Consider the following 12,560-nt stretch of genomic DNA (forward strand, 5'->3'; position numbering starts at 1 on the left):
CCTTCCCGGCTTGCGCCGTGCGTGCGGCGGATCTGGCGTGATGAGCGGCAAGCTGGCGATCGTCGCCGCCGGGGGCACCGGCGGCCACATGTTCCCCGCCCAGGCGCTGTCGGAAGCCCTGATCGGCCGCGGCTGGCGCGTGGTGCTGGCCACCGACGAGCGCGGCGCGTTCTACGCCGACAAGTTCCCCGCCCAGGAGCGGCTGGCCCTGTCGGCCGCCACCGCCAAGGCCGGCGACCCGATCGGCATGATCAAGGCCGGTATCGCCGTCACGCAGGGCGTGCTGCAGGCCAAGCAGGCCTTCGCGCGGCTGAACCCGTCGGTGGTGGTCGGCTTCGGCGGCTATCCGGCCCTGCCGGCGCTGCTGGCCGCGCTGCTGGAAAAGCGCCCCACCGTCATTCACGAGCAGAACGCGGTGCTGGGCCGGGTGAACCGCTTCCTGGCCCCCTACGTCACCGAGGTGGCCTGCGCCTTCCCGACCCTGCAGATGGCCAAGCCGGCCGTGAAGGCCCGCGCCCACGTGGTCGGCAGCCCGGTGCGTCCGGAGATCCGCGACCTGGCGCAGGTGGCCTACCTGCCGCCCGAGGTGCAGCTGCGCATTCTCGTCACCGGCGGCAGCCAGGGCGCGCGCCTGCTGTCGGAACTGGTGCCCGAGGCCATCGCCAAGCTGCCCGAAGAGATGCGCGGCCGCATGAAGGTGTTCCAGCAGGCCCGGGCCGAAAGCATGGAGCACGCTCGCAAGATCTATCGCAACGCCATGGTCGACTGCGAGGTCGCGCCGTTCTTCCGCGACATGGCCGGACGCCTGCGCCAGAGCCACATCGTCGTCGGCCGCGCTGGCTCGTCGACCTGCTGCGAGCTGGCGGTGGCCGGCCGTCCGTCGATCCTGGTGCCGCTGAAGATCGCCGCCGACGATCACCAGCGCTTCAACGCCAAGCTCCTGGAAGAGGCGGGCGGCGCGGCCGTGTGCCTGGAGGACGAGCTGACCGTCGACGCCCTGGCCGGCGCCCTGAACGCCCTGCTCAAGAGCCCCGACCGCCTGGCCCGCATGGCCAAGGGCGCGCGCTCGGTGGCCGTGCCCGACGCGGCCGAGCACCTGGCGGACCTTGTGGAGCGCACCGCGCGTTGAGTCTGGCGGGCCCGGTGCGCGCAACATGCTTAACCGCCCGTTAAGCAACGCGCCCCAAACCCGACATGAAAGCCTGTGACAGTGTCGACACGTAGAGCCCGCCTGTTCCTGGCCAGCCAGGAGCAGAGAGGCGGTCTCTAAATGAAGCATGAGAGCGTGGCGGTCGCCAAAACCGCCGACACTTTCGGCTGTCACGCTCTAGACTTGCGAGAAAGACACATGGACCGCCGCTCGCTGATCCTCTCCGGCATGGCCTCGGGCCTGACCTCCGTTGGTCTCGGCGCCTGCGCCAGCACCTCCCAGCCGCGCAATCCCGATCCGAACGGACCGGCCTACGACACGGGCGCGGCGGCCACCTACTCGGCCGACGAGATGGTCCGCGCCACGTCCGACTTCCTGGGCGTGACGGCCGAAAGCGCCGGCGCGGCGATCGAGCGGATCTTCCGCGAGCGCGGCCAGCCCACCGGCTACGTGGCCGGCGAGGAAGGCTCGGGCGCCATCGCCGTGGGCCTGCGCTACGGCCGCGGCCTGCTCTACATGAAGGACCGCCCCACCCAGGAAGTGTACTGGCAGGGCCCGTCGGTGGGCTGGGACTGGGGCGGCAACGCCAGCCGCGTCTTCACCCTCTGCTATAACCTGCAGTACCCGGACGCCATCTTCCGCCGCTTCCCCGGCGTCGAGGGCAGCGCCTATCTCGTGGGCGGCCTGGGCGTGAACTATCAGAAGGCCGACACCATCGTCCTGGCCCCGATCCGCGCGGGCGTCGGCCTGCGCCTGGGCGCCAACATCGGCTACCTGGCCTACAGCCGCCAGCGCAACATCCTGCCGTTCTGAGGCGATCGGCCTCGACGGATAGAAGGGCCCCCTCCGACCGGAGCGGGGCCCTTTTCGTGGCCTCAGCCCGCGTGCCGGACGGCGTAGCGGAAGACCCGGCTCTCRCCCGGCTTCAGCGTCACGCGCCAGGCGACCTGGCCCTGGCGGATGTCGTGCTTGAGGGGCTCGGACACCACCTTGAAGAACTGGACGCTGGGGTCGTGGCGGATCTCGAAGGTGACGGGGATCGACTTGCTGTTGGCCAGGTCAACCTCGTAGGTCCGCCGCACCATCGTCTTGTTGGCGCGCTTGTCCTCCACCAGGCGGGGGCGGGCGCGAACGTCCATGCCGCGGCCGATCATCAGGTCGGCGGGCTCGCCGACGGCGACGTCGCGCACGGCCTGCTCGCCGGCGAAGGCGGGCACGCCGCCGACCGTCTCCATCACCGACAGGGCGCCCGAGGGCAGGGGCTTGCCCAGGCCTTCGGTCTTCTTGTTCTCCAGGCGCAGCACGACCTGCGGCGCGGCGATCTGCTGCTCCTGGGCGTAGTCGGTCCAGGGTGAGACCGGCACGACGTAGAGGCGCTGGTAGCGCACGCCCTTCTCGTCGAGAAAGGCCATCTGCTTGGTCTGCCGCGCCGCGACCGTCACCCGCTCGGGCAGGGTGTAGAGCTTGTAGTCGCCCAGGTCCGACTGTTCGGCCAGGGCCACGCGATTGGCCGAGTAGCCCATGGCCACGGGCGCCGGCGGCGGGGGTGGCGGAGGGGGCGGCGGGGGCGGCGGGGCCATCATGGCCGGCATGCCGCCGACGTCCATCTCGACCGCCTCGCCGTGGGTCGTGGTGTCCATCGGCCAGCAGTCGCGACGCACGGGAACCACGCGCGGGCGGACGATCCTGGTGGGCACGCGCGACAGTTTGCCGGCCACCAGCTGGGCGGGGGCGTCGGCGAAGGTCGAGCCGGAGCTGTTCATCACGGTCAGCCAGCCCAGCAGGTCCAGCGTCTGGCCGTCCGGGTTCAGGGTGGCGACGTAGTCGGCCTGCCAGTTCACGCCGATCGCCAGGTAGGTCAGGGTCAGTTCGTATCGCCCGGCCATGGGCGTGTCGATCACGGCCGACAGGGCGGGCTTGCTGGACAGGCCGTCGGGCGCGCGGTCGAAGACCAGGCGCTCGGCGCCGCCCGAGCAGCCCAGCGCCTCGACGCCGTCGGCGGTCCGCACCATCAGGCCGGACGGCCCCTGGACGAGGGTGGCCTCGACGCTGGACTGGCGGCCGGTCTCGCGGTTGGTGCGGACCACCTTCACCGGCTTGCCCAGCGAGCGCTCGACCAGGGTTCCGGGGCTGAGCAGGGCGTAGTCGTAATTGCGCTCGACCGCGCCGGAGGGCAGCCCCTCGATGGCCGCGCTCTGCGCGATCAGGCCCTCGGCCACCCCGTCGAAGCGCAGGGTGTGGCGCCCGGCCGGCAGGTCGACCGTGCGGGTCTCGCTGACCATGACCAGGCCCTTCTCGAAGGCCTGCTGGCGCTCCCACGGCGACAGCTTCTGCACCGGCCCCTGGCCGTCGCGATAGAGGGTGACGGCCACGGCCTCCGGCGCCGGCGAGGCGATGACGTCGGCGCGGGCGGCGCCTGGGGCGGCGAGGGGCGCGCAGAGCAGGGCGAGGGCGACGAGGGCGGAGCGCACGACCCAGGAACCTCCCCCTGTGGGGGAGGCGGTCGCGCAGCGACCGGTGGGGGGCGTGGCAAGGCCTGCAGTCATTCCCCCCACCGTCGCCTTCGGCGACACCTCCCCCACAAGGGGAGGTTCCCTGCGGATCGGGTTCGGGATCACCAGCCGTTGTCCACCGTGAAGGTCAGGATGGTCTCGCCGTTGGCGGGCACGGGCACGCTCCAGGCCAGGGTGCGGGCGTCGATGCGGCGGCTGGGCAGGCTTTCGTCGGTGACCTTGCCGTCGCGCCACAGGCCGGCCTGGCGCAGCTCGACCGTCACCGCCTCGGGGCGCGCGTTGCGGACCAGGTACTTCATGACGTAGCGCGAGCGGGTCTTGGAGATCTTCTCCTGCGAGACCAGGGTCGCCTGGCTGGAGACGTCGAAGGCCTCGCCGGTCTTGATCGACAGTTCCGAACCGGCCGAGGTGTGGCCGATGTTGTTCTCGCCGATGAACTTGGGATCGCCGGCCTGGTCTCGCATGTAGACGCGCATGGTCCCGGCCGGCAGCTGGTCGCCCAGGCCCTTGAGCTTCGAATTGCTGAACTGGATGGCGGTGATCGCCTTCTGCGGGTTGGCGTCGCTGGAGAAGCCGTACTCGCGCACCTCGTAGACCTTCTTGGCCGCCACGCCCTGGGCGCTGAGGAAGCCGACCTGCTTGCTCTGGTTGGAGGCGATCGTGGTCCGCTCGGGCAGGGGATAGATGTAGTAGTCGGCGATGCGCTCGCGGTCGCTGCCTTCGGTCCCGGCCGAGGTCGCGCCGCCGTTGTAGCCGCCGCCGTTGAACTGGTTGACGTTGCCCGCCACCAGTTGGGTCTGGGCGTTCTCGAAGGCCGTGCCGGAGTTGTTCTGCAGGGTGATCCAGCCCTGCAGGTCCAGCGCGCCCTTCTTCTCGTCGAACAGGGCGACATAGTCGGCCGACCACGACAGGCCCGAGGTCAGGTAGTTCAGCGTCACCGGCGTGGGGCCGGCCCTGTCGGCGTTGACCGTCACCGACAGGGTCGGGCGGGCGCGCAGGGTCTCGGGCACCTTGTCGAAGATCACCCGGGTGGGCACGCCGTCGTCGCGCAGCACCTCGATGCGGTCGCCTATCTTCAGCACCACGCCCTCGTTGGCGGCCAGGACGGTGGCGGTCTCGGTGGTTTCCTTGCCGTCGCCGGGATTGGTGCGGATGATTTTGATCTGCCGGCCGACCGCCTTTTCCATCAGCTTGTCGGGGGTCAGCAGGTCGTAGTCGAAGTTCTGCTCGACCACGGCCAGGTTGGGCGAGGACAGGCTGACGGTCTCGGGCCGGATGGCGGCCGAGACGTCCTTGAACTCCAGCCGCTGGCGGCCGGCGGCGACGTCGATCGTCCGCTGGTCCTGAACGAGCGCCAGGTTGCTGTTGTAGATGGTGACCGAGACCTTCGGAGAAGGTTGGGCGATCGCCGTCTGGAAGGGGGCTGCGGAAGCGGCGGCCACGCAGGCGGTGGCGAACAAAGCGGCGCGAAGCATCGGCGCGGCGTCTCCCTCTATCGTTGCAGCCACGTTTTCACGCGCGCGAGGGAATGTCGAGAGATTAGGTCTGTAATTTTAATGCTCCCCCTGAAGGGGGAGCTGTCGCGGAGCGACTGAGGGGGGAAATTACGAGGACTGGAGCTGTCGCCGGTTCAGCAGGACCTTCCCCCTCCGGCCCTTCGGGCCACCTCCCCCTTCAGGGGGAGGGTCGCATCCTACTTCCCCCACACCTGCGCAAGGCGCCGATCCCGGCCGCAGCCGGTGCGGTAGAGGTGGTACTCGACCGAATTGTTCTTGGCGTAGTCGCGGTGATAGGGCTCGGCCGGCCAGAAGGTCTGCAGCGGCAGGATCTGGGCCTTCATCGTGCCGGTCTTCAGGCGCTGGGCGGCCAGGGCGCGCGAGCGCTCGGCGGCGGGGCGCTGCTCGGCGTCGACGAAGACGGCGGGGCGATAGGAGGGGCCGCGGTCGCAGAACTGGCCGCCGTCGTCGGTGGGGTCCACCAGCTTCCAGTAGCGCGACAGCAGGAAGGCGTACTCGATCCTGGCCGGGTCGTAGGTGACGCGGACGGCCTCGTAGTGGCCGCTGCGTTCGCTGGTCACGTCGCGGTAGGTCGGGTTCTTCACGTGGCCGCCGGTGTAGCCGCTCTCGACCTTCACGACGCCCGGAATGCCGCGCATGTCGTTCTCCATGCACCAGAAGCAGCCGCCGGCGAAGACGGCGGTCTTGGTGGCGGCGAGGGCCGCGGACGGCAGGGCGGCCAGGGGCGCGACCAGCAGGGCCAGGGCGATGAAGAGGCGACGGATCATGGGCGGTCCTTTCAGAAGCTCGACATAGGTACGAAGCCGGGCGGCGAAAGGATGGAGGCGATCAGCGCCAGCCGTGGCCAACGCCCCGCACCGCGGGCACCGACGACAGGCGCGCGGCCAGGACCTGGGCCCGGTCGTCGCCCTGGTCGTCGATCTCCAGGCGGATCGAGATGTCGGCGCCCTCGGGATGGGCGGTCAGGGCGCGCAGGCGCACCTGCTGCACGCTGGCCACGCCCAGCACCCGCATCAGGGCGTCGGGCGTGTCTTCAGCGGTCACGAGAAAGAGGCGGCGTTTCTCGTCGTCCTGTTTGAGGTCGCTCAAGGCCGCACCCACTGGTGTTCCACGCTGGCCGAGTTGACGCCGGGCCAGGCGGCCAGGTCGCGGGCGAGCAGGCGGGCGGCCTGGTCGCCGAGGCGACGGACGCGCAAGGAGGCCTCGACCAGCTGGCCGACGGGCTTGAGCGACAGGTTGCACAGCTCGCCGCCGCAGTCGGCCAGGCTCTGGCGCACGGCGTCCAGCGCGCTGGGCGCGTCCTGGGCCGACAGGAACAGCTGGTGGACGGTGACGCCGTCGTCGTCGCTGTGGAAGGCGGGTGGGGAAGGCAGGTAGCTCATGTTCGAAGATCCTTTTGAGTTTGAGGACCGTCGGACCGCGCAACGAAAAAGCCCCGCTCCTTTCGGAGGCGGGGCTTTTTCGGATCTCGTGATCCTTCGGCTTGGTTTTCCAGGGAGGTCCCTAGTCTGCGCGCCGTCTTTGCCCCGTCCTGACAGGCACGGTTTTAATCTGGTTCATCTTCGACATCATGGCGCACCACATCGCGACGCCGGCCGAGAGGCCAGTCGTAAAGAGCGCGATGGTGATCAGGTGCGAGGGCATGAAGTCTGAAAGGGTCCAGGTAGGCTTGCAGATCAACAGGTAACGCTTGCCGGCCCGTCGCGCAAGGTCTTGCCGCGCGACGGGCCGCAATGCCGCATATTGGGTAGAAATTAGGCGAGTTCGATGGCTATGGCCGTGGCCTCGCCGCCGCCGATGCACAGCGAAGCCAGGCCGCGCTTGGCCTTGCGGGCCTGCAGGGCCGAGATCAGGGTGCACAGAATGCGGGCGCCGGACGCGCCGATCGGATGGCCCAGGGCGCAGGCGCCGCCGTTGACGTTCAGCTTGTCGTCCGGAATGCCCAGTTCCTTCTGGGCGATCATGGCCACGACGGCGAAGGCTTCGTTGACCTCGAACAGGTCGACGTCGGCGACGCTCCAGCCGGCGCGGTCCAGCGCCTTCCTCATGGCCGGCACGGGCGCGGTGGTGAAGAGACCCGGCTCGTGGGCGTGGGCGGCGTGGCTGACCACGGTGGCCACGACCGGCAGGCCCAGGCGCTCGGCGACGCTCCTGCGGGTCATCACCAGGGCGGCGGCTCCGTCGCTGATCGAGCTGGAATTGGCCGCGGTGATCGCCCCGTCGCGCGAGAAGGCCGGGCGCAGGGTGGGGATCTTGGCCGGGTCGGCCTTCAGCGGCTGCTCGTCCTTGTCGATGGTCTCGACGCCCTTGCGGGTGGTGACGCTCACCGGCGCGATCTCGGCGGCGAAGGCGCCGCTCTCGACGGCGGCCTTGGCCTTCATCAGGCCCCTGGTCGCGTAGTCGTCCATGGCCTCGCGGCCGAACTGGTAGTCGGCGGCGGTGTCCTCGGCGAAGGCGCCCATCAGCTTGCCGGGGCTGTAGGCGTCCTCCAGGCCGTCCAGGTACATCGAATCCCAGATCTGGTCGTGGCCGATGCGGGCCCCGCCGCGGTGCTTGGCCATCAGGTAGGGCGCGCCCGTCATGCTCTCCATGCCGCCGGCGACGATGACGTCGGCGCTGCCGGCCAGCAGGGCGTCGTGGGCCATGATCGCGGCCTGCATGCCGCTGCCGCACATCTTGTTGACGGTGGTGGCCTCGACCGACTTGGGCAGGCCCGCGCCGAGGGCGGCCTGGCGGGCGGGGGCCTGGCCAAGGCCGGCCGGCAGCACGCAGCCCATGATGATCTGGTCGACCTTGTCGCCCGCCAGGCCCGCGCGCTCCAGCGCCGCCTTGACGGCGGTCGCGCCCAGCTCGGTGGCCTTCACCCCGCCCAGCGCGCCCTGGAAGCCGCCCATCGGCGTGCGGGCGAAGCTGGCGATCACCACAGGATCGGCGCGATTGGACATGGATGAACTCCCGATACGTTTGTTTTGCGGTGGAATAGGCCCTCTATCGGCCCGCTTGCGCAAGCGTCTTGCGCGATGGTCCGGCGCAAGAAGCGGCCGGCGGCGGAAGGGCGGCTCCCGTCGTCGGCCGGAAAGTCGAGCAATGAACCGAGAGAGTCGATTGCGATAAAAAACCTACTCGGGTTCGTACTGAAAAGCAACGGCCCTTGCATTCCCTCGCGGAACGCCGCACTTTCGCGGCATGGGCCGCACCGCCGACTATAGCCAGCAACGCTGCGCCATCGCCGCCACCCTCGAGGTGGTGGGCGATCCCTGGACCCTGCTGATCCTGCGCGACGCCTTCCAGGGCGTGCGGCGCTTCGAGCAATGGCAGGAGCGGCTGGGCGTGGCGCGCAACGTGCTGGCCGCGCGGCTGAAAAGCCTGGTCGGCTACGGGGTGATGGAGACGCGCCGCTATTCGGAACGGCCGCCGCGCCACGAATACGTGCTGACCGCCAAGGGGCGCGACCTGTCGAACGTGCTGCTGACCATGGCCGAGTGGGGCGATCGCCACGTCTATGGCGTGGGCGCGGGCCCCGTGCACTTCGTACACAAGGCCTGCGGCTGCGACTTCCATCCCAAGCTGGCCTGCGAGGCCTGCGGCCAGGTGGTCGACGGCCGCGACCTGTCGCGGGTGATCCACGACGACCCCGGCCCGACCGTGGCCCAGGCGCTGGAGGCCGTCGCGGTGAAGGTGGCCGCCGAGTAGGCGGCTTCAGCGTCCCTCGCGGGCCATGGCCTCGCGCAGGCTCTTGGGGCGCATGTCGGTCCAGACTTCCTTGATGTAGTCCAGGCACTGGCTCTTGAGGCCGGAAAAGCCGGTGCTCTGCCAGCCCAGCGGCGGTTCGCGGTCGGCCGGCCAGATCGAGTACTGCTCCTCGTGGTTCACGACCACGGTGTAGATGGTGTTGTCTTCCTGCTCGTGCATCGTCCCCGCCCTTGGTCATTGCGTGAGGCGCAAGGCTCGGTCGGAGCGTCGGTCGCTGTCAATCGCCAAGGTGGAGCGCCGCGAGCGCGCGCCGCAAGGTTGCGGATCCTGCGCGACTTGCTGGGGGTAACCGGTGGACGTCCACAGCCAAGTTAACGGCAAGGCTTGAAGCGCGGGAACGCGCGCGAAACGAATCAGGACCGAATCGCTGACACCGGCCAATTCGGGATTTGTTCCCTACAAGCTATTGTAGCTTAACGCCGGTTAACCACAAAGGCGTTCCGCGAGGGGGGCGGGCAGGCCGTATCGGCATTCGTCAACGGCCGTCCCTCTAATCCGCCCAATCCCCGCGAAGGCGGGGATCCAAGCTGAGGTTGCGGGTTGCCCACGGCTGCGCCGTTTCTGAGAGCCAGCTTGGGTCCCCGCCTTCGCGGGGATTGGGCGAGCTGCGAGTGGCGAGCCCTTTAATGCCGATCCGCTCTAGTCCACGTCGGCGGGGCAGGTGGCGGCCAGGCGCTTGGCCTTCATCTCGCCGGCGATCGGCAGGCCGTTGACGGTCTTCATCTTCACGTCGAGCTTGAAGCTCTCGGGGGTGTAGCTGCCCTTGGCGCTGACGGGAGCCACGCGGCCCTTCTTGTCGGTCCACGTGCCCTTCAGCGCGATCTTGCCGTCGTCGACCTGGTTGGTCGTGTAGTCGCACTTGTAGCGGCGGGTGCAGATGCCCTTGGAGAACTGGGCGGCGTCGGCCGGCTTGATGCACTTGTCCTCGCTGCCGGCCGGGATGATGCCGATCCGGTAGCTGTACTCCCAGTGGCCGGGCAGAATCGTCGACTTCGGGGCGGCCGCCTTCGCCGGTGCGGTCGCGGCGAATCCCACCGCCATGGCGGCCAGGGAAGCGGCGAGGGCGGGGGCGGCGAGGGCGATGAGACGCATGCGGTCGAACTCCTTCATGGCCGCGTATATAAGGAGGCGCAGATGAACCGCGATTGAAGGCAGGGTGATGGCGAGCGTTCAAGCCCATGCGCCTTGACTCTGCTGGGCTCCATCGCCTATATCGCCCCCTCTCGCGCGGCGGACCTGTCCGGAAGCGCGCCTGACATTATGTTCGCGGGGCCTTCGGCTTCGCCTAGCCCAAGGTACTCGTCATGTCGCGCCGTTGCGAACTCACGGGCGTCGGTCCGATGATCGGCCACAACGTGAGCCACTCGAACATCAAGACCAAGCGCCGCTTCCTGCCGGCTCTGTCGCCTGCCACGCTGCAGTCGGAATCGCTGGGTCAATCCTTCAAGCTGCGCATCAGCAACGCTGCCCTGCGCACCCTGGACTTCAAGGGCGGCCTGGACGTGTTCCTGCTCGGCGCCAAGGACGAGCAGCTGTCGCCGCGCGCCCTGAAGATCAAGGCCCAGGTGAAGGCCAAGGCCAAGGCCGCCGCGCAAGCCGCCTAAGCCTTTCGGCCCTCCAGTCCTCGGGATTGGCGGCCGATGACGAAAAGCCCGCCAGGTTCGCCTGGCGGGCTTTTTCGCGTTTCCTTCGAGGTCGTCATTCCCGCCCTCGATCCAGGCCGGTTCGCGCGACGCCAGCCAAGAGGGCGGGTTATCTGAGCTCATCGGCCAGCGGCCATCCGGCAAGCTGGAGAAAGACCTGACCCGCGGCTCTCACATCGTCCGTCGGCCGCGATCGTTGGTGCCAGATGCGGTACGTGTCCCCCTGGCTCGCTTCCAGGACGGAAACACCGGCATCGACTGCGCCGTCACATCCATAAGACGGCGCCGCCAGGAGCGGCGCCACGGCGGCTTCCAGTCGCGCCTGCTCCGAAGGCGACAGCAGCTTCTCTACGACGCATCCCTGCTTGTCTGCGCAGACCGCCGTACCTTGCAGCCACTTGCCCGTCAGATGCAGGCGTCCGCCTTCGACTTCCGTCACCCGGACCGTGACCGTACGCGCGCCGCCATTCAACATCGAGAACCGGAGCGTTGGCTGGCCCGCGCCTGTCTGAGCGAGCGGGGCCTCGTGCAGGTCCAACAACTGGCCGGCAAACCATGAAGCCTCGTCCCGCTCGAGGATCGGCCGCCGGTGGGCGGGGAAGTCCCTGTTCTTGGGACACTCCCCCACGGTGGTCTGGAGCGACTCGGGGAAGAACGGGGTCTTGCGAAAACTCGCGTAGACGGTCGCCGCGGACCCGACCAAAGCCGCCGCGATCAGTCCGAAGGCGCCTAACCTATTCATCCAAGCCGCCACCTCCGGATCGGACCATCATCCAGGCGTTGTCAGCGTGCAAGCCTCGTAAGTCCGACATGGGTCGAAAGCCGACCGTGGTGCATTCCCCGCCGCAAGGGCGGGAATGGCGGACTTTCGCGGAAGGGCGGTCTCTCGCGGCCGCTCCGGTCCATCGCAGCGCCCAGCAAAAAGCCGCCGTCGCGGGGCGACGGCGGCTCTTGAAGCCTTGGAGGGCTGGTCGCCTTAGCGGGCGGCCATTTCCAGCGGCTTGGCCGGGTTGGCGGCGTTGTAGGCGATCAGGTCGGCGTTGCCGAGCTTGGTCACGGCGTCGTTGACCGACGAGCGGACGCAGGCCGGGTACAGGTACATGGCCAGCGACTCGCCGCGGACGTCCTGCCAGCAGACGGTCGAGGCGGCCTTGACGATGTCGGCGCGGACGTCGGCGGCGGCGCGGCCGGCGACCTTGACGCGGACTTCGGCGGCGCCGGCCGGAGCGGCGGCCAGCAGGGCCAGGGCGGAGAGAGCGAGAGCGGCGGAGCGGATCATCGGGATGGATTCCAGGTCGGGCGGCGCTTTCAAGCGCGCGGTTCAGATCGACCGCTTCCCGACGCGTTCCTCCGGCGACTGGTCCAGGATCTCGCCCGCTCTGTCGCCGGAGAACAGCCTTAGCTCATCGCTGATCAGTTATCAACAGTCATGTTGCCGCAACTTCCGGGCGAAGTCATTGATTTCACGCGCTTGTTACCGGTGTCACGACTCGCCGTCCAGGCAAGCAAAAGCCCGCGGAGCGGGGGCTCCGCGGGCTCTGGTCCCGATGGGCTAAGGCTTTGCTGCGCTTAGCGGGCCGAGGCGGTCTTGATCAGACCGTTCGGGCGCCATTGGGTCTTGTCGTAGGCGGTCAGGGTCGGGCTGCCGACCTTTTCGACGGCGGCGCGGGCCACGTCGCGGATGCAGTAGGGCAGCACGTCGGCGCCGTAGGTGGTCGAGCCGTTGTCTTCCTGGCACACCGAGGTGGCGGCCTTGACGATGTCGGCGTGCACGGCGGCGGTGGTGCGGCCGGCGACCTTGACGGTGACTTCACCGGCGAAGGCGGCGGGGGCGCTCAGGAGAGCGATGGCCGAAGCGGCCAGAACAAACACACGTTGCATTTCAGTCATTCCGGAAAGGGGGTTGGGATCAACCTCCTCCCGATGCGTTCCTCTGACGGCCGACCGGATCTCGCCAGTTCGTCGCCGTCACGAACCTAATAGT

Annotated in this window: 15 protein-coding genes; 4 read left to right on the plus strand and 11 right to left on the minus strand. The window is 68.9% G+C overall.

The window, feature by feature from the left end; all coding sequences use genetic code 11:
* The first annotated feature begins 40 nt into the window (after positions 1-40).
* Positions 41-1,129 carry an undecaprenyldiphospho-muramoylpentapeptide beta-N-acetylglucosaminyltransferase gene (gene murG, locus AC1DCG_RS12980; RefSeq protein ID WP_477030374.1) on the plus strand — a complete coding sequence of 363 codons (1,089 nt, stop codon included), beginning with the start codon at positions 41-43 and terminating at the stop codon, positions 1,127-1,129.
* A gap of 219 nt (positions 1,130-1,348) precedes the next feature.
* Positions 1,349-1,963: a DUF1134 domain-containing protein gene (locus AC1DCG_RS12985; RefSeq protein WP_058349935.1), complete on the plus strand. Its 615-nt coding sequence runs from the start codon at positions 1,349-1,351 to the stop codon at positions 1,961-1,963.
* A 62-nt stretch (positions 1,964-2,025) separates the two neighbouring features.
* Here AC1DCG_RS12985 and AC1DCG_RS12990 read toward each other — a convergent pair whose 3' ends face one another.
* The 6 genes from AC1DCG_RS12990 to AC1DCG_RS13015 all read right to left on the minus strand — a co-directional run bounded on the left by AC1DCG_RS12990 (position 2,026) and on the right by AC1DCG_RS13015 (position 8,125).
* Complete coding sequence (locus tag AC1DCG_RS12990; protein WP_477030375.1) at positions 2,026-3,621, minus strand: DUF4139 domain-containing protein; 1,596 nt, start codon at positions 3,619-3,621, stop codon at positions 2,026-2,028.
* 143 nt (positions 3,622-3,764) lie between these two features.
* A complete protein-coding gene (locus tag AC1DCG_RS12995; RefSeq protein WP_477030376.1) occupies positions 3,765-5,138 on the minus strand; it encodes a DUF4139 domain-containing protein in 1,374 nt (457 codons plus the stop codon).
* A 218-nt stretch (positions 5,139-5,356) separates the two neighbouring features.
* Positions 5,357-5,944 (minus strand): peptide-methionine (S)-S-oxide reductase MsrA, encoded by a 588-nt coding sequence (msrA, locus tag AC1DCG_RS13000; RefSeq protein ID WP_477030407.1) that lies wholly within the window; start codon positions 5,942-5,944, stop codon positions 5,357-5,359.
* Between the two features lie 64 nt (positions 5,945-6,008).
* Positions 6,009-6,269, minus strand: a complete 261-nt coding sequence (locus tag AC1DCG_RS13005; RefSeq protein WP_165257849.1) for an ACT domain-containing protein — start codon at positions 6,267-6,269, stop codon at positions 6,009-6,011.
* Entirely contained in the window at positions 6,266-6,562 is a 297-nt protein-coding gene (locus AC1DCG_RS13010; RefSeq protein WP_165257846.1) for a hypothetical protein, read from the minus strand. Before AC1DCG_RS13010 ends, AC1DCG_RS13005 begins: the two co-directional genes overlap by 4 nt.
* A gap of 372 nt (positions 6,563-6,934) precedes the next feature.
* Positions 6,935-8,125, minus strand: coding sequence for an acetyl-CoA C-acyltransferase (locus AC1DCG_RS13015; RefSeq protein WP_477030377.1), 1,191 nt, complete (start codon positions 8,123-8,125; stop codon positions 6,935-6,937).
* Positions 8,126-8,366: 241 nt separating this feature from the next.
* On the opposite strand from AC1DCG_RS13015, the gene AC1DCG_RS13020 reads away from it, so the two are divergent.
* Positions 8,367-8,873: a winged helix-turn-helix transcriptional regulator gene (locus AC1DCG_RS13020; protein ID WP_116568002.1), complete on the plus strand. Its 507-nt coding sequence runs from the start codon at positions 8,367-8,369 to the stop codon at positions 8,871-8,873.
* 6 nt (positions 8,874-8,879) lie between these two features.
* Here the strand turns inward: AC1DCG_RS13020 and AC1DCG_RS13025 are convergent, their stop codons facing one another.
* Positions 8,880-9,092, minus strand: coding sequence for an MbtH family protein (locus tag AC1DCG_RS13025; RefSeq protein WP_165257841.1), 213 nt, complete (start codon positions 9,090-9,092; stop codon positions 8,880-8,882).
* A 480-nt stretch (positions 9,093-9,572) separates the two neighbouring features.
* A complete protein-coding gene (locus AC1DCG_RS13030; RefSeq protein WP_477030378.1) occupies positions 9,573-10,025 on the minus strand; it encodes a DUF3617 domain-containing protein in 453 nt (150 codons plus the stop codon).
* A gap of 212 nt (positions 10,026-10,237) precedes the next feature.
* Between AC1DCG_RS13030 and rpmB the strand changes: the two genes are divergently transcribed.
* A complete protein-coding gene (rpmB, locus tag AC1DCG_RS13035) occupies positions 10,238-10,537 on the plus strand; it encodes a 50S ribosomal protein L28 (RefSeq protein ID WP_101715328.1) in 300 nt (99 codons plus the stop codon).
* Positions 10,538-10,685: 148 nt separating this feature from the next.
* Here the strand turns inward: rpmB and AC1DCG_RS13040 are convergent, their stop codons facing one another.
* The 3 genes from AC1DCG_RS13040 to AC1DCG_RS13050 all read right to left on the minus strand — a co-directional run bounded on the left by AC1DCG_RS13040 (position 10,686) and on the right by AC1DCG_RS13050 (position 12,457).
* Positions 10,686-11,318 carry a hypothetical protein gene (locus AC1DCG_RS13040; protein ID WP_477030379.1) on the minus strand — a complete coding sequence of 211 codons (633 nt, stop codon included), beginning with the start codon at positions 11,316-11,318 and terminating at the stop codon, positions 10,686-10,688.
* Between the two features lie 234 nt (positions 11,319-11,552).
* The gene (locus tag AC1DCG_RS13045; RefSeq protein WP_116490553.1) at positions 11,553-11,855 is read right to left on the minus strand and encodes a hypothetical protein; all 303 of its coding nucleotides are present in this window, start codon (positions 11,853-11,855) and stop codon (positions 11,553-11,555) included.
* A 290-nt stretch (positions 11,856-12,145) separates the two neighbouring features.
* Positions 12,146-12,457: a hypothetical protein gene (locus tag AC1DCG_RS13050; protein ID WP_058346490.1), complete on the minus strand. Its 312-nt coding sequence runs from the start codon at positions 12,455-12,457 to the stop codon at positions 12,146-12,148.
* Between the last annotated feature and the right edge of the window lie 103 nt (positions 12,458-12,560).

This window comes from Caulobacter sp. 10L414, from assembly GCF_056395525.1.